This window comes from Mesorhizobium sp. M0771 (assembly GCF_040320155.1).
GTDB lineage: Bacteria > Pseudomonadota > Alphaproteobacteria > Rhizobiales > Rhizobiaceae > Mesorhizobium.
In genome coordinates this window covers 15,885-31,337 of sequence record NZ_JAMYPC010000009.1, presented here as the reverse complement: position 1 = coordinate 31,337, position 15,453 = coordinate 15,885, and the positions used below count along the sequence as shown (strand labels likewise).

13 protein-coding genes are annotated in these 15,453 nt (G+C 64.4%); 3 read left to right on the top strand and 10 right to left on the bottom strand.

What is annotated here, in order from left to right; all coding sequences use genetic code 11:
• The first annotated feature begins 2 nt into the window (after positions 1-2).
• Positions 3-1,670 carry an ABC transporter ATP-binding protein gene (locus NKI05_RS15670; RefSeq protein WP_352792616.1) on the top strand — a complete coding sequence of 556 codons (1,668 nt, stop codon included), beginning with the start codon at positions 3-5 and terminating at the stop codon, positions 1,668-1,670.
• 21 nt (positions 1,671-1,691) lie between these two features.
• A complete protein-coding gene (locus NKI05_RS15665) occupies positions 1,692-3,062 on the top strand; it encodes an alpha-glucosidase/alpha-galactosidase (protein ID WP_023815848.1) in 1,371 nt (456 codons plus the stop codon).
• A 29-nt stretch (positions 3,063-3,091) separates the two neighbouring features.
• On the opposite strand, the gene NKI05_RS15660 is transcribed toward NKI05_RS15665, so the two are convergent.
• Positions 3,092-4,738, bottom strand: coding sequence for an acetolactate synthase large subunit (locus tag NKI05_RS15660; RefSeq protein WP_023815847.1), 1,647 nt, complete (start codon positions 4,736-4,738; stop codon positions 3,092-3,094).
• Positions 4,739-5,013: 275 nt separating this feature from the next.
• Between NKI05_RS15660 and msuE the strand changes: the two genes are divergently transcribed.
• Positions 5,014-5,574: an FMN reductase gene (gene msuE / locus NKI05_RS15655; RefSeq protein ID WP_352792613.1), complete on the top strand. Its 561-nt coding sequence runs from the start codon at positions 5,014-5,016 to the stop codon at positions 5,572-5,574.
• Positions 5,575-5,873: 299 nt separating this feature from the next.
• On the opposite strand, the gene NKI05_RS15650 is transcribed toward msuE, so the two are convergent.
• The 9 genes from NKI05_RS15650 to pcaQ form a co-directional block, all read right to left on the bottom strand.
• On the bottom strand, positions 5,874-6,905 hold the full coding sequence (locus tag NKI05_RS15650) for a hydroxyacid dehydrogenase (RefSeq protein WP_023729450.1): 1,032 nt from the start codon (positions 6,903-6,905) through the stop codon (positions 5,874-5,876).
• Positions 6,906-7,161: 256 nt separating this feature from the next.
• The gene (locus NKI05_RS15645; protein ID WP_023815845.1) at positions 7,162-8,607 is read right to left on the bottom strand and encodes an aldehyde dehydrogenase; all 1,446 of its coding nucleotides are present in this window, start codon (positions 8,605-8,607) and stop codon (positions 7,162-7,164) included.
• A gap of 94 nt (positions 8,608-8,701) precedes the next feature.
• The gene (locus tag NKI05_RS15640; RefSeq protein WP_027050689.1) at positions 8,702-9,487 is read right to left on the bottom strand and encodes a coniferyl-alcohol dehydrogenase; all 786 of its coding nucleotides are present in this window, start codon (positions 9,485-9,487) and stop codon (positions 8,702-8,704) included.
• A gap of 2 nt (positions 9,488-9,489) precedes the next feature.
• Positions 9,490-10,554: a branched-chain amino acid ABC transporter permease gene (locus NKI05_RS15635; protein WP_023685280.1), complete on the bottom strand. Its 1,065-nt coding sequence runs from the start codon at positions 10,552-10,554 to the stop codon at positions 9,490-9,492.
• The gene (locus NKI05_RS15630) at positions 10,551-11,447 is read right to left on the bottom strand and encodes a branched-chain amino acid ABC transporter permease (protein ID WP_023815844.1); all 897 of its coding nucleotides are present in this window, start codon (positions 11,445-11,447) and stop codon (positions 10,551-10,553) included. The genes NKI05_RS15635 and NKI05_RS15630 overlap by 4 nt, the downstream gene beginning before the upstream one ends.
• Positions 11,444-12,172 carry an ABC transporter ATP-binding protein gene (locus tag NKI05_RS15625; protein ID WP_023685278.1) on the bottom strand — a complete coding sequence of 243 codons (729 nt, stop codon included), beginning with the start codon at positions 12,170-12,172 and terminating at the stop codon, positions 11,444-11,446. Before NKI05_RS15625 ends, NKI05_RS15630 begins: the two co-directional genes overlap by 4 nt.
• Complete coding sequence (locus NKI05_RS15620; RefSeq protein ID WP_502898761.1) at positions 12,169-12,843, bottom strand: ABC transporter ATP-binding protein; 675 nt, start codon at positions 12,841-12,843, stop codon at positions 12,169-12,171. Before NKI05_RS15620 ends, NKI05_RS15625 begins: the two co-directional genes overlap by 4 nt.
• Positions 12,844-12,932: 89 nt before the next feature.
• A complete protein-coding gene (locus NKI05_RS15615) occupies positions 12,933-14,231 on the bottom strand; it encodes an ABC transporter substrate-binding protein (protein WP_023815843.1) in 1,299 nt (432 codons plus the stop codon).
• Positions 14,232-14,507: 276 nt separating this feature from the next.
• Positions 14,508-15,425 (bottom strand): pca operon transcription factor PcaQ, encoded by a 918-nt coding sequence (pcaQ, locus tag NKI05_RS15610; RefSeq protein WP_023685275.1) that lies wholly within the window; start codon positions 15,423-15,425, stop codon positions 14,508-14,510.
• Positions 15,426-15,453: the final 28 nt, after the last annotated feature.

Here is a 15,453-nt window from a genome sequence, read left to right as displayed (position 1 = left end):
GGATGACCGTAGCGCTCGCAGCCACCTTCGCACCAGCCGTCCGGCTCGACCATGCCGGCCGCCACGACCAACCCATCATCGATGCCCGCAACATCGAGGTCGCCTTCAAGGTCGAGCACGGCGTCGTCGACGCGGTGAAGGATGTCTCGTTCCAGCTCTATCGCGGGGAGACGATCGCCATCGTCGGCGAGTCCGGTTCCGGCAAGTCGGTGACGGCGCGCGCCGTCATGGGGCTCTTGTCAAAGCGGGCCACCGTGTCGCCGAACTCCACCATCGACTATTGCGGGCAGGACATACTGAAATTCCCCGAGAGCGCTCGGCGCAAATTGCGCGGCAATCGCATTTCGATGATTTTCCAGGAGCCGATGAGCTCGCTCAACCCGATCTATACGGTCGGCAGTCAGATCGTCGAGGCGATCAGGGTGCATCGAAAGGTCAGCCGCAAGCAAGCCTGGGCGCGGGCGCTCGAGCTTTTGCGGCATGTCCAGATCCCCGAGCCGGAAGCACGCATCAAGCAGTATCCGCACCAGATGTCGGGCGGGCAGCGCCAGCGCGTTATGATCGCCATGGCGCTCGCCAACGACCCCGATGTGCTGATTGCCGACGAGCCGACGACGGCGCTCGACGTCACGGTGCAGGCGCAGATCCTCAATTTGATCCGCAATCTGCAAAAAGAACTCAGGATGGCGGTCATCCTGATCACCCACGACCTCACCGTGGTGCGGAAATTCTCGGACTATGTCTATGTCATGCAGCATGGCGAGATGTGCGAGCACAACGTTACCGAGCGGCTGTTCGCCGACCCGCAGCATGCCTATACCAAGCGGCTGCTCGCTTCAGAGCCGCACGGCAAGCCGCAGCCGCTGCCGGAAAACAGCGGCACCATCCTCGAGGCCCGCAATATGCGCGTCTGCTTCATGCTGCGCCATGGCAGCTTCCTGAAGCCGGACTGGCGCGAGCTCGTCGCCGTCGACGATCTCGGCCTGAAGCTTTGCCGCCACGAGACACTGGGGCTGGTCGGCGAATCCGGCTCCGGCAAGACCACCTTCGGTCTCGCCTTGCTCAAGCTCACCGAGGCCAAGCGCGGCGAGGTCAGCTTCGACGGCCAGCCGATCCACGGCCTGTCTCGCGCCGGGATGCGGCCGCTGCGCTCGCGCATGCAGGTCGTTTTTCAGGATCCGTTCTCGTCGCTTAACCCGCGTATGACGATCGGCCAGATCATCGAGGAAGGGCTGGTCGTCAACAGGATCGGCGCGACACGGCGCGAGCGGGTCGGTCGGGTTCGCGACGCCCTGGTCAGCGCCGGCATGCCCGGCGATATCCTGTCGCGGTTCCCGCACGAATTTTCCGGCGGCCAGCGGCAGCGCATCGCCATTGCCCGAGCCATCGCGCTGGAGCCCGAATTCATCCTGCTCGATGAACCGACATCGGCGCTCGACCTTTCGGTGCAGGCGCAGATCATCGACCTGTTGCGCAAGCTGCAGGACGAACGCGGCCTTAGCTATCTCTTCATTTCGCACGACCTCAAGGTGGTGCGCGCGCTCTGCCATCGCGTCATCGTCATGCAGAACGGCAAGATCGTCGAACAGGGGCCCGTCGACGAGGTCCTCACCCATCCCAAGACCGCCTACACCGAACGGCTCGTCAGGGCCGCTTTCGACGTGGCGTAGCAAAGTGCCGGAGGTTTAATAGTGGCAAGACATCCCAGGATCACCTTCATTGGCGCGGGTTCGACCGTGTTCATGAAGAACATTGTCGGCGACGTGCTGCAGCGCCCATCGCTGTCAGGCGCGACGATCGCGCTGATGGACATCAATCCGCAGCGGCTGGAAGAGAGCGCCATCGTCGTCAACAAGCTGATCGCGACGCTGGGCGTGAAGGCGAAGGCCGAGACCTATTCCGACCAACGCAAGGCGCTCGCCGGCGCCGACTTCGTCGTCGTCGCCTTCCAGATCGGCGGCTTTGAGCCCTGCACCGTCACCGATTTCGAGGTGCCGAAGAAATACGGCCTGCGCCAGACCATTGCCGACACGCTCGGCGTCGGCGGCATCATGCGCGGCCTCCGGACCGTGCCGCATCTGTGGAAGATCTGCGAGGACATGCTGGCCGTCTGCCCCGACGCGATCATGCTGCAATACGTCAACCCGATGGCGATCAACACCTGGGCGATTTCAGAGAAATTTCCTGACATCAAACAGGTCGGCCTCTGCCATTCGGTGCAAGGCACAGCGATGGAACTGGCGCACGATCTCGACATTCCCTACGACGAGATACGCTACCGCTCGGCCGGCATCAACCACATGGCCTTCTACCTGAAGTTCGAGCACCTGCAGCCGGATGGCTCTTACCGCAACCTCTATCCGGACCTGGTCCGCGCCTATCGCGAGGGCAGGGCGCCGAAGCCGGGCTGGAACCCGCGGTGCCCCAACAAGGTGCGCTACGAGACGCTGACGCGTCTCGGCTATTTCGTCACCGAAAGCTCCGAGCATTTCGCCGAATACACGCCCTATTTCATCAAGGAAGGCCGCCCCGACCTGATCGAGAAGTTCGGCATTCCGCTCGACGAATATCCCAAGCGCTGCATCGAACAGATCGAGCGCTGGAAGGGCCAGGCCGAAGCCTATCGCTCGGCCGACCGCGTCGAGGTCGAGCAATCGAAGGAATACGCGTCCTCGATCATGAACTCGGTGTGGACCGGGGAGCCTTCGGTGATCTACGGCAATGTCCGCAACAATGGCTGCATCACCTCGCTGCCGGACAATTGCGCCGCCGAGGTGCCGTGTCTGGTGGACGCCTCCGGCATCCAGCCGACCTATATTGGCGAGCTGCCGCCGCAACTCACCGCGTTGATACGCACCAACATCAATGTGCAGGAACTGACGGTGCAGGCGTTGATGACCGAAAACCGCGAGCACATCTACCACGCGGCGATGATGGACCCGCATACGGCGGCCGAACTCGATCTCGACCAGATCTGGGCGCTGGTCGATGAGTTGCTGGCGACACATGGCGACTGGCTGCCGACCTGGGCGCGTGGGAGCGCCAAGGTCCGGGCCGCCTGAGCGCTGCTGCGGCGGTATCTACTCCACCGTCAGGCCTCCGGTGGCGCCGGCAACCGGTGGCGCAGTTCCTCGACCAGGACGCGCTCGTTCTCCGAATAGTCGATCGGAACGACGACGAGATGGACGCCACCGCAGGCAAAGGCCTGTTCAAGCGTCGATTGTATTTCTGAGACGGCGCCGACCCTGGTTCCCTTGGCGCCATAGGCCTCGGCATAGCGGACGAAATCGGGATTGCCGAAGGTCATGCCGAAATCGGGGAACCGGTCGACCGCCTGCTTCCAGCGGATCATGCCGAAAGCATTGTCCTCGATGATCAGCACGACCAAATTGAGCTTCAGCCTGACGGCGGTTTCCAGTTCCTGGCTGTTCATCATGAAGCCGCCATCGCCGCAGATCGCCATGACGCGGCGTGCGGGATAGAGCATCGCGGCCGTCATCGCCGACGGCAGGCCGGCGCCCATCGTGGCCAGGGCGTTGTCGAGCAGCAAAGTGTTGGCGACGCGCGTGCGGTAGTTGCGCGCAAACCAGATCTTGTACATGCCGTTGTCGAGCGCCAGGATGCCATCGGCCGGCATCACCGCGCGCACATCGTGCACCAAGCGCTGCGGCGTGAAACGGTCTTCGGTGGCGCGGGCGGCAATGCGGCTCAAAATCCCTTCGCGCAGCGGCAGTAGCGCCTGCGCGTTGGGGATCTTGCCCTCGATCCGGTCGGCAAGCAGCCTGAGCGAAGCGCCGATGTCGCCGACCACTTCGGTCTGCGGGAAATAGACCTGCTCGACATTGGCCGGCTGGTAACCGACATGGATCACCTTCGGTCCCTTGTCGCCCATAATGAAGGGCGGCTTCTCGATCGTGTCGTGGCCGATGGTGATGATGAGGTCGGCCTGTTCGATGGCCTCATGGACATAGTCGCGCTCGGAGAGCGCGGCGGTGCCCATGTAGAGTTCGGTGCCGCCGGGCACCGTGCCCTTGCCCATCTGCGTGGTGAAATAGGGAATGCCGGTCCTGATCACGAACTGGGCGAGGTCGGACGTCGAGCGCGGCCGCGATGCGGCGGCGCCCAGCATTGCCAGAGGACGCTGCGCCTTGATGATCATCTCGGCGGCGCGGTCGAGCGCAAGCGGGCTGGCCAGCGGAAGCTCGACCGGAGGCGGCGGGATCAGCGCGACATCGTCGCACTCCTCGGCCGCGATGTCTTCGGGCAGTTCCAGATGCACCGGTCCCGGACGCTCCTCTTCGGCAATCCGAAACGCTTCGCGCACCACGGCGGGAATGGTCTTCGCCGAGATGATCTGGCGTGACAGCTTGGTCAGCGGCTTCATCGCGGCGACGATGTCGACGATCTGGAAGCGGGCCTGGCGCGACGACCGGATGCCCTTCTGCCCGGTGATCATGATCATCGGCATGGCGCCCAGCAGCGCATAGGCGGCACCCGTCGTCAGGTTCAGGGCGCCGGGCCCGAGCGTGGTGATGCAGACGCCCGGCTTGCCGGTGAGCCTGCCATGGGTGGCGGCCATGAACGCCGCCGCCTGCTCATGACGGGTGAGGATGAGCTGGATCGAGGATTTGCGGATGGATTCGACGACGTCCAAGTTTTCTTCGCCGGGAATGCCGAAGATGCGATCGACGCCCTCATTCTCGAGGGCGGCAACAAGCAGGTCAGAACCTTTGGGCACGAAGCATCTCCTGGGCAAAGCGGCGGCGAACCGCGTCGGGATATGATCAGACATAGTGCTGGCAAAGTCCTACCGCGAGGCCCGGCCGCCGCCAATATCGCTCTGCTCTTGCAGACGGTTCTGTTTCTCGCGGCCTGAGTGAGCGCATCGGCCAAACGGAAAAAAATTCCCCGGCAATGGCGCTGGAGCGCCTATCCTTGCTTCTTGCGGCAGGCGCAAGCCTGTAAACATGCGGTATGAGGCGGGCCTGCCCGCCGCGCAAGAGGTGCCAGAATATGCCCAATCCAACCGTCGTCGGGTTTTCCGGCAATTTCACCAGGCCGTCCAAGACGCGTGGCTTCGTCGACCAGGTTGTCAGGGATATTGCGCGCCAGCATGGCCTGTCGGCGAGCACCTATGACATCGAAGACCTCGGCCCGTCGCTCGGCGCTGCCAAATGGGCGCGCGATCTCGACGGCCAGGCCCGGGCAGTCTTCGACAGCGTCGTCAATGCTGATGTGCTGGTGGTGGGGTCGCCGACCTACAAGGGCAGCTACACCGGCCTGTTCAAGCACTTCTTCGATCTGTTCGATCCCGCCGCCTTGCGCGGCAAGCCGGTGGTGCTGCTTGCCACCGGCGGCAACGATCGCCACGCGTTGATCGTCGAGCACCAGTTGCGGCCGCTGTTCGGCTTTTTCGAGGCGCTGACGCTGCCGACAGGGGTCTATGCCACGGACAAGGACTTTTCCGACGGCGTGCTGCGGGCCGAACCCATCCTGAAGCGCGTCGAGCAGGTTGTCGGCGAGGTCGGGCTGGTGCTGGCCAATCGCTCGGCAGCCGGCGTTGCTGCCGGATAGAGCGAGGCGAGCAGGCCGCCTCCGGCTTTGCTCGGGAGTGAATAAAAAGGACCGCCACCGACGCGAATCGTGACGAGCCTCCTTGGAGTAGGCCAAGCCTCCCACAGCCCGACTGCCTTCAAAATCAATACCCCGCCGGCTAGGCCTGGCGGGGCATCGATAGTAGGGTCTGGATCGAATGGGAGCGATCCGGCTGAAAAACGCCAATACCGGTCAAAGGTTCCCGGTCATCCTGAGCGGCGATGACAAAGGGTTTAGCCCAACTGCGAAATCCATCTCAGGCGGATTTCTCGCGACAGCTAGTTCCTGTCCGCCGGCTTCGAACGCATCCTTGACACCGTCTCGCGCTCGGCGCGCTTGGAGCGCAGAGGCGGCAGGCCGCGGTCGATCAGGTCCATGTCCTCCAGCACCATGTCGCCCATGCGCTTGAAGGCGATGTCAAGCGCACCGGCGCGGTGGGCGGAGCGCAGGAAGCCGGGGATCGTGCGGACCGGATGGTCCTGCGCCAGCGGCTCTTCAGGGAAGACATCGCTGGCGGCGACGATGTGGCCGCTTTTCACCGCCGCCATCAGGGCAGGGAAGTCGACGACGCCGGCGCGGCTGAGCAGGATGAAGGCGGCGCCCTTGCGCATACTTGCAAAGGCCTCAGCGCCGAGGAAACCCTGGTTCTCCGAGGTCACCGAAGCGACGACGAAGACGAAATCGCTTGATGTCAGCACCTCGTCCAGCGAGGCCGGCTTCACCCCATTGTCGATCAGGATCGACGGCGGCAGCCAAGGGTCGAAGACCTTGGTGCGGGTGCGAAAACCCGACAGCAGTCGGTTGAGCGCACGGCCGAGATCGCCGAAGCCGATGATGCCGACATCGGCGCCGGACAGAAGCCGCGCCGTCAAATTGCCGTCACCGCCCCACAGCTCCTCGCCTTTGCGGAAGGCGAGGTCGGCATCGACGATGTTGCGGGCGAGGTTGAGCGCCATGGCGAGGCCAAGCTCGGCCACCGGCTCGGCGAAGACGAGGCCGGTGGTGACGACATGGATGCCGCGCGCAAACAGCGTCTCATAGGGCATGTTGTTGATGAGGTTGGTCTCGACATTGAAGACGCAACGCAGCGCCTGCATCTGGTCCAAGGTCTCGGGCGAGATCGGCGGCTGGCCGATAATATAGCGGGCTTCGGCCAGCACGTCGGCGGGCAAGTTCGCCACGCCCTCGGCCGTCGTCTCGACGACGCGGTAATGCGCCTTGAGGCGCGCCAGCTGCGGTGGGGTGAAGATCAGGTCGAGCGTGCGTGGTTCCGGCGCGCTGATGACCAGCGGCAGGGCTTTGTTTGGCATAACGACTCCTCCCCGGCGCGATGCGTATCGCGTATTCTTGCTTTGCACTTGTGGTAGTCCCCAAAACCGCTTGCCGCCTTCCGGCGGCATGTGCTTGAGGGGTAAAATACCCACCATTAAACGATTTACAACTCCGGGAGGGGCCGCCGATCGCGCGGCTCGAGCCTTGCCGGGTTTTGATGCGGGAATCCGTTGGCTCGCCAGGCAACCGGCCCTGAGGGCTCCTTCCCTTCTCCCCCTGTCGGAGAAGGTGCAGTCAAAACGGATAGTGCTGCCCCGGATCCTCGATGGTTAGCCAGCGCAGGTCGGTGAACTCGGCAATCGAGGCCTTGCCGCCGAAGCGGCCGTAGCCTGAACCCTTGACGCCGCCGAACGGCATTTGCGCCTCGTCGCCGACGGTCGGGCCGTTGATGTGGCAGATGCCAGCTTCGATGCGCGCGGCAACCGCCATGGCACGGCGGATGTCGCGGCTGAACACGGCTGAAGACAGGCCGTATTCGGTATCGTTGGCGACACGTACCGCTTCGTCCTCGCCCTTGACGCGGATCACCGGCTTGACCGGGCCGAAGGATTCTTCCGAATAGACGCGCATCGCCGGCGTCACGTGGTCGAGCAATGTCGCCTCGACTACGGTTCCGGTGCGCTTGCCGCCGGCCACAAGCCTGGCGCCCTTGGCGACGGCGTCGGCAACCAGTTCTTCCATCTTGTCGGCGGCTTGGCCGCTGATCAGCGAACCGAGCACGACATGGCCGCGCGGGTCGCCGGCAGGCAGCTGCGCGGCGCGGGCGGCGAGCTTGGCGACGAATTCGTCGGCGACCTTTTCATCGACGACCAGACGCTCGGTCGACATGCAGATCTGGCCCTGATGCATGTAGGCGCCGAAGGTCGCCGCATTGACCGCGGCGTCGATGTCGGCATCGTCGAGCACGACCAGCGGCGCCTTGCCGCCGAGTTCGAGCAGCGCCGGCTTTAAGTGACGGCCGGCGAGTTCGGCAATGATCCTGCCGACCTTGGTCGAGCCGGTGAAGTTGACACGCCTTACGGCGGGGTGCGCGACCAGTGCCTCGGCGATTGTCGCTGCGTCCTTGGGATCATTGGTGACGACATTGATGACGCCCTTGGGCAGGCCGGCCTCGACCAGCACCTGCCCGATCAGCCGGTGTGTGCCTGGGCACATTTCCGAAGCTTTCAGCACAACCGTGTTGCCGCAGGCGATCGGCATGGCGATGGCACGAGTACCGAGGATGACCGGTGCATTCCACGGCGCGATGCCGAGGCAGACGCCGGCCGGCTGGCGGATCGCCATGGCCAGCGTGCCGGGCTTGTCGGAGGGAATGACCTCGCCCGAAATCTGCGTCGTCATGGCGGCTGCCTCGCGCAGCATTTTGGCGGCGAGCATGACGTTGAAGCCGGCCCAGGGGCCGGTCGCGCCGGTTTCTTCCATCATCAATTTGGTGAATTCGCCGACCTTGGAGTCCATGACATCGGCCGCCTTGGACAGCAAAGCGCGGCGCTCGCCCGGGCCGGTCTTCGACCACGTCTTGAAAGCGGCAGCAGCGGCTTCGACCGCGGCATTGGCGTCGGCGATGCTGGCTGCGGCAGCGCGGGTCGCCAGCTTGCCGGTGAACGGGTCCATGCGCTCGTAAGAGGCTGAGCCGGAGGCATCCCTTTTGTCGCCGTCGATCAGAAGTCCGATGTCCATTGTTCTCTCCCTCGCTCGCCGTGGAGCGTCTTTTCTATCTATTATCGACCACGATCTGATCCGAACACCGGCTCCCACTTTTCGGGATCATGGTCTAGAAGCCGAGCACCTCGGCATTGATCGATGCTTCAAGCCCACCGTCAACCGGCACATTGACGCCGTTGACCCAGCGTGCGCCGTCCGAGCACAGGAACAGCACGACAGGCGCGATGTCGCCCGAGGTTCCGGCGCGCCCGACCCTGGCGATGTCGCTGTCCACGCGGGCGTCACCCAGCACATTGCGGAACTGTTTGAGGATCGGCGTCTCGACCGGGCCGGGGCTCACTGCATTGACGCGGATGCCGCGGCTCCTGAACAGGTCCTGATGTGCGGCGCGCTGCGTCCACAACAGCAGCAGCTCCTTGGAAACGGGATAGCCTTCCTCGTTCTTCACCTGATGGTCGGCGATCATCTTCGCCACATCGGGAAAGCCTTCGATGCCGACCATCGATGCCGCGCGGTTGAGATTGGCGCGCCAGCCATAGCCGGCGATCGAGGCGACGTTGACTACGGTGCCGCCTTCACGAAGTCTTGGTGCGAGGCCTTCCGAGAGCGCGCGCAGGCCGTAGAAGTTGACGGCCAGTGTCGACACCGCACCGGTGTTGCCGGGGAGGCCGGCGACATTGCAGAGCGCATCGATGCGCTGCGGCAGGCGCCCGAGGAGATCGTCGACGCCGGCCTTGGATGAGATGTCAGCCTTGACGAAACTGCCGGCCGATGCTGCCGGTTCACGCATATCGACGCCGATCACGTCAGCGCCCAGTTGGCCGGCAAGTTCGGCCGTGCGAGCGCCGATACCAGAGGCGACACCGGTGATGAGGATGGTCTTGCCGAACAGCATGGTCACGCCTTTTCACTATGCGTTGCGGCCTGTTGCGGCGAAGGCGTCGCGTCACTATCGCCGGCGTTTGCCGGCAGCCTGACCCGGTAGCCGACCGGCAGCAGGCGCAGGCCAAAGCGCTCCTCCAGCGTTCCCCACAGGCCGCGCGGCAGGAACAGCGAGAACAGCACCGCCGTGGCGCCGAGGCCGATCAGATACCAGACGCCGGTGCCGCCGAACCAGGTCTCGATGAGGAAGAACAGCAGCGCACCCAGAATGGCGCCCTCGAAGGTGCCGATGCCGCCGACCAGCACCATGAAGATCATGTAGGCGGTCCACTGGACGTTGAAGTAGGTTTTCGGCTGGAAGGTGATCGACGTGGCCAACCACAGCGCGCCGGCCATGCCGATGCCGAAGGCGGCGAGCACGAAGAGCAGCCGCTTGGTTCCAGTGACGCGCACGCCGACCGATGCCGCGGCCTCCTCATTGTCCCTGATGGCGCGGATGGCCGCACCCGTGCTGCCACGCAGCAGGCTAAACAGGGTGGCGAGCAGCGCCGTCATCGCGGCCAACGCCAGCCAGTAGATCGTCGCCCGCCTGACGCCGGCGTCATAGACGTTGAGCGAGATCAGCGACGTCCCGGTTTCGCCTTGCACCAGCCGGTCGAGATTGACCAGCAGATGGGTGAGCGCGGCGATCACCCACATGCCGATGGCGAACTCGCCGTTCTTAAGCTTCAGCATGAACAGCGACATCGGCCAGGAGATCGCGCCGACGATGATCGCCGAAACGAACAGCGAGGCGAACGGGTTGAGGCCGGCATCGGCCAGACGGATGGCGAAATAGGCGCCGAGGCCGAAGAACACCTGCTGTCCAACCGAAACCAGCCCGCCGAAGCCGGCCAGCGCGTTCCACATCGCTGCCAGGATCACATAGATGAACAAGGCGGTAAGGCGGTCGACGGCGCCGGCCGACAGGAAGTGCGGCGCGATGCCAAGCAGCGCGATGATGACGACGACCGCAATCGCCGAGATGCGCGAGGCGGAGGTGCCGCGCTCGATGACGGGGTCGTTTAAAACCGCGCTCATGATGCTTTCCTCGCGGGCAGGCGCAGCAGGCCGCGCAGGCCAAGGCCGGAGGTGGAGAGCCGGATGAACAGCACGATCAGGAAGGCGACATGGCCGCCGATCAGAAAACCTTGCGGATGGATCTGCGCGCCGAGCGTCTGGGCGAGCGCCAGAACGATGCCGCCGACCAGCGTGCCCCATAGCGAACCGGCGCCGCCGATCACCGCCGCCTCGAAGGCGAACAGCAATTGAGGTGCGCCGGTATAGGGATCGAAGGTGGCGCGCATGGCGAGGAAGGCGCCGGCCAGCCCAACGGTGACCATGGCGATGGCGGCGGCGAGGGCATTGGCGCGGCGCGCATCGACGCCGACGAGACCGGCCGTGTCGGGATCTTCCGACGTGGCGCGGATCGAGCGGCCAAGCCTGGTGCGGGTGAGGAACAGCTGCAGTCCGCCAAGCAAGATGACGGCGGCGGCGAACATGATCACGGCAAGCTTGCCGACATAGATGCTGCCCGGCCATTCCCAGGAATCGTAGGAGAGGCTGCCGATATAGGGCGCCAGCGAACGTGTGTCGGCGCCGAACTGCTCGAACAGCGCATTGTCGATGACGATGGCGAGGCCGAACGTGGTCAGGATCGGCAGGAGCGCGCCGCCGCGGGCGCTGCGCTCGAGCAGGAAGCGCTGCAGCGCCCAGCCGATGGCCGCCATCAGCGGCAGCACGATGAGCACGCCGACGAAGGGCGAGATATGGAATTGCGAGGCGAGCCACCACAGCGCGTAGGCGGAAAACACGGCCAGGCTGCCATGCGCGAGGTTGATTATGCGCATCACCGAAAACATGAAGGAGAGGCCGCAGGCGATCAGCGCGTAGTAGCCGCCGAGCAGGATGCCCTGGACGATCTGGTTGCTCATGCCGGCACACTCCCGGCGCTTTTTCTGTGCAGACCAAAATAGGCTTTCGTCACTTCATCGCGGGACATGCCCTTGCTCGGGCCTTCCAGCGCGACGCGTCCTTCGAGCATGCAGATGACCTTGTCCGAGACCGAGAGCGCGCGATTGAGGTCCTGTTCGACCAGGATGATCGTCGTGCCGGAGCTGATCAGGCCTTGCAGCGAAGCGTATACGCGGTCGACCACCAGCGGCGACAGGCCGAGCGAGACCTCGTCGAGCAGCAGCAGTTCGGGATTGCTCATCAAAGCGCGGCCGATGGCGGTGGCCTGCTGCTCGCCACCGGAGAGATGCCCGGTCTTGGCATGGCGGCGCGGCTTCAGATTGGGGAACGTGTCGAGCACTCGTTCCACGCTCCAGTCGCCGGGACGGCCGGCGGTCTTGCCAAGCAGGAGGTTCTCCTCGACCGTCATTTGCACGAACAGTTTTCGCCCTTCCGGCACCAGCGCGACGCCCATGCCGACGCGCTTGTGCGAGGGAACGCCGGTGATATCGGCGCCATTCAGCAGCACGCGGCCGGCCGTCGGCTCATGGGCGCCGGCGATCGCCCGCAGCAGCGTCGTCTTGCCGGCGCCGTTGGCGCCGACCAGCGCCAGCGTTTCGCCGCGCTCGATCGTAAAGCTCACACCGCGCACCGCCTGCAACAGGCCATGGCGGACGACCAGATTCTCGATTGCGAGCAGGCTCATTTCGGGCCTCCGCCGAGATAGGCGCGCACGACTTCCGGGTCGGCCATCACCGCTTGCGGCTCGCCATCGGCGATGATCTTGCCGGCGTCCATACAGATCAGCCGCTCTGCCACCTGCAGCAGGATGTGGACGATGTGCTCGATCCAGACGATGCCGATCTTGCGGCGGCGCAATTCCTTGATGGTATCGACAAGTTCGCTCGCCTCGCCATCGGTCAGTCCGCCGCCGATCTCGTCGAGCAGAAGCAGCGTAGGCCTTGCCGCGAGCGCGCGGGCAAGTTCCAGCCGCTTGCGGTCGAGCAGGCCGAGCGTTTCGGCGCGCCGGTTGGCCACGCCCATCATGCCGCACAGTTTCAGCGACTCCAGCGCCTCTTCATAGGCCTCGTCGCGGGCGAGACCGGCGCCATGCGACGCGGCAACAAAAACGTTCTCGAACGTGGTCATGCCGCCGAACGGCTTGGGCACCTGGTGCGTGCGCACCAGGCCGAGACGACAGCGCGCTGTAGCCGGCATCGCGGTCACATCGCCACCCTTGAAGGCGACCGTGCCGGCGCTCGGCGGGAATGCGCCTGATAAGATGCTGAGCAGCGTCGTCTTGCCGGCGCCGTTCGGGCCGACGATGCCGACGGCCTCATCGGCATTCATGGCGAAGTCGACATCGTCGAGCACCACCAGCGCGCCGAAGCGTTTCTGGATGCCGGCAGCGCGGAGGATCGCGGCGTTTGCTGAACCGTTCACGATGCGATCCCCGTAGCCGTCCGTCAGCCGTTATACGGCTGGAGCTTGGCCTCGACCGGAACCTTCGGGTCGGTGGCGTTCTCGGTCACGACGTAGTCGAGCGGGAATTTGCCGCCTTCCTTGGCCGCCACCCATTGGGTGCCGATGATCGGGCCGGGAGAGACATTGGCGACCGGGCCGCTGGTGAAGTCGACCTTGCCGATCATGGTCTCGGTGTTGAGCGCGCTCAGCGCCTTGGCGACGGCCGCCTTGTCCTTGGCGTCGGTGCTTGCCTTCAGCGCCTCGAAGCCGGCGTCGAGCAGCGACATCGAGGCGCCGAGCTGCTGCGTCCACTGCTTGCCGCTGGCGGCCTCATAACCGTCGGCCAGTTCGATTCCCGAAACGCCGGTCAGCGGCGACTTGTAGGGAAAGGCCTTGTGCCAGTAAGCGGCGCTCGAAATCTTGTTGCCGAGATCGCCCAGCGCCTCGATGTCGGACGGGAACAATCCGGTCTTGGCGACCTGGCAGATCTTGATCTGCTTGATCAGGCCTTGCTGTGCAGCCTGACGCCAGAAGGCGGCGAAGTCCGGCGGGATCGGGAAGGAGTTGAAGATCTCGACGCCTTCCTGCTTGAACAGCGCGATCTGCGAGGAATAGTCGGTGGTGCCGGTCTCGTAGGCGCCGGGATCGACGATGGTGAAACCCTGCTTTGCCAGCAACGGCGCCAGATGGGTGCGGATGGCATTGCCGTCTGCGTCGTTGGGATACATGACGCCGACCTTCTTGTTGGTCTCGATCAGGTTCCATTGCGAGATGTAGGTCCGGAAGAACTCGTCGACGCCGAAGCCGAAATGATAGGTCCATTTGAACGGCGAGGGTTCGCCGGGCTTGGCGCCGCGGCCGAAATACCAGGCCTCCCACGGCATGACGGTGGAGAGGCAAGGCACGCCGGCGGCTTCGCAGGCGTCGGCGACCGGGTTGATCACCTCCGGCGTCGACACCGCCAGCATCAGGTCGACGGCCTGGTTGTTGATGAGGTCCTTGGCGAGCTGGCCGGCGCGCGACGGGTCGGATTGCGTGTCCTGGTCGATGATCTCGACACTGTATTTCTTGCCGCCGATGTCGAGGCCGTTGGCGAGCGCCTTGCGGGCGAGATCGAGCACATAGCCGTCGGTCTGGCCGAAGCCGGCGAGCGGCCCGGTGCGCGGGCTGACAAAGCCGACCTTCAGCGTGTCGGCGGCCTGCGCGAATGCCTGGCCGCGGCTGAGCGCAAGTGCCGCGCCGCCGGCGAGCGATGTGGCGATGAACTGGCGCCGCGAGACGCCGGATTTGCTTGAGGTCATGCTGGTATTCCTCCCTTTCCTGACGGCACCTGGAGGTCACCGCCGGCCTGCTCAAAATCGATGCCGCCCGTTCTTAAGATCGGAGATCGCCCCGGCAGGCCTTGAGGCGGCAGCGGAACGCCGCCAATGCCGATAACGGCACGATTTCGATCCTCCCATCGTCACAGTGCCCTAGGTGTTTGGTTTGGTAAAATGATATTTTGCGGTGTTTCGTTAACCAACAGGTTATGGAAATACGGCTGAAGGCCCGCTCTGCGCCAGATTGGCGAAAGGTGCTCAGGCGTTCTGGCTGGCCGCCTCGCGAATGGTCTGCAGCAGGATGGTGAAGGCCGGCGAAGGCGCAGTGTCGGTCCGCATCGTCAGGCCGACCGGCCCTTTGGTTTCCTCGGTGTTGACGGGCAAGGCGACGAAGGCGCCGCTGGAGAGTTCGTTGGCGACGACGCCTGTCGATATGATCCAGACCGCATTGCTTTGGCGCAGGAAGGCACGGCCGAAGGAATCCGAGACGGTCTCGATCTCGGTCGCAGGCGCCGTCATGCCGTTGGTGATGAACAGGCGGTCGACGAAGGGGCGGATGACCGACTCCCGCGTCGGCATCAGCACCGGGAATTCATCGAGCCGGGCGAAGATGTCCTGGCCCGGCTGCAGCAGCGGATGGCCGGCCCTCACCACGAACAGCACCGGTTCGGAATAGAGATGCTCGAAGAAGAAGCCGGTCATGTTTTCCGGCGCCGCAAGCCGGCCGACGACGAGATCGAGCGCACCGACGCGCAACTGTTCCAGCAGGACCGCGTTCTCGCCGGTGACGATCTTGATCGCAGCACCGGTATTTTCACTCAGGAACAGGCTTATGGCGCGTGGCATCACCTTGGCCGACACTGTCGGGAGCGCGCCGATGCGGATCGGATGCCGGTTGATGGCGCCGTCCTGGCGGACGGAATCGACGCCGCGCTTCAGTGCCGTGATCGCCGTGCCGGCATGGCCGAGAAAGATTTCGCCAAGCCGTGTCACCCTGATGCCGCGGCCGTCGCGTTCGACGACAGCGATGCCAAGCGCCTCCTCCAATTCGCGCAACGTCTTGGTCACGGCCGGTGGGCTGACATGGAGAAAGTCGGCCGCCCTCGCCACGCTGCCTTGCCGCGCTACCTCAAGGAATGCCTGCAGGTGACGGAACCTTATGCGGCTTTCGGACATGTTCTCATAACCTAGCAGTTAATGAAAC

What these genes read in the sequence shown, in the direction of transcription:
- NKI05_RS15615 (WP_023815843.1), bottom strand. Translation starts at nt 14,231, where the DNA reads ATGACCTCAAGCAAATCCGGCGTCTCGCGGCGCCAGTTCATCGCCACA.
- msuE (WP_352792613.1), top strand. Translation starts at nt 5,014, where the DNA reads ATGCCCAATCCAACCGTCGTCGGGTTTTCCGGCAATTTCACCAGGCCG.
- pcaQ (WP_023685275.1), bottom strand. Translation starts at nt 15,425, where the DNA reads ATGTCCGAAAGCCGCATAAGGTTCCGTCACCTGCAGGCATTCCTTGAG.
- NKI05_RS15630 (WP_023815844.1), bottom strand. Translation starts at nt 11,447, where the DNA reads ATGAGCAACCAGATCGTCCAGGGCATCCTGCTCGGCGGCTACTACGCG.
- NKI05_RS15635 (WP_023685280.1), bottom strand. Translation starts at nt 10,554, where the DNA reads ATGAGCGCGGTTTTAAACGACCCCGTCATCGAGCGCGGCACCTCCGCC.
- NKI05_RS15625 (WP_023685278.1), bottom strand. Translation starts at nt 12,172, where the DNA reads ATGAGCCTGCTCGCAATCGAGAATCTGGTCGTCCGCCATGGCCTGTTG.
- NKI05_RS15670 (WP_352792616.1), top strand. Translation starts at nt 3, where the DNA reads ATGACCGTAGCGCTCGCAGCCACCTTCGCACCAGCCGTCCGGCTCGAC.
- NKI05_RS15645 (WP_023815845.1), bottom strand. Translation starts at nt 8,607, where the DNA reads ATGGACATCGGACTTCTGATCGACGGCGACAAAAGGGATGCCTCCGGC.
- NKI05_RS15640 (WP_027050689.1), bottom strand. Translation starts at nt 9,487, where the DNA reads ATGCTGTTCGGCAAGACCATCCTCATCACCGGTGTCGCCTCTGGTATC.
- NKI05_RS15650 (WP_023729450.1), bottom strand. Translation starts at nt 6,905, where the DNA reads ATGCCAAACAAAGCCCTGCCGCTGGTCATCAGCGCGCCGGAACCACGC.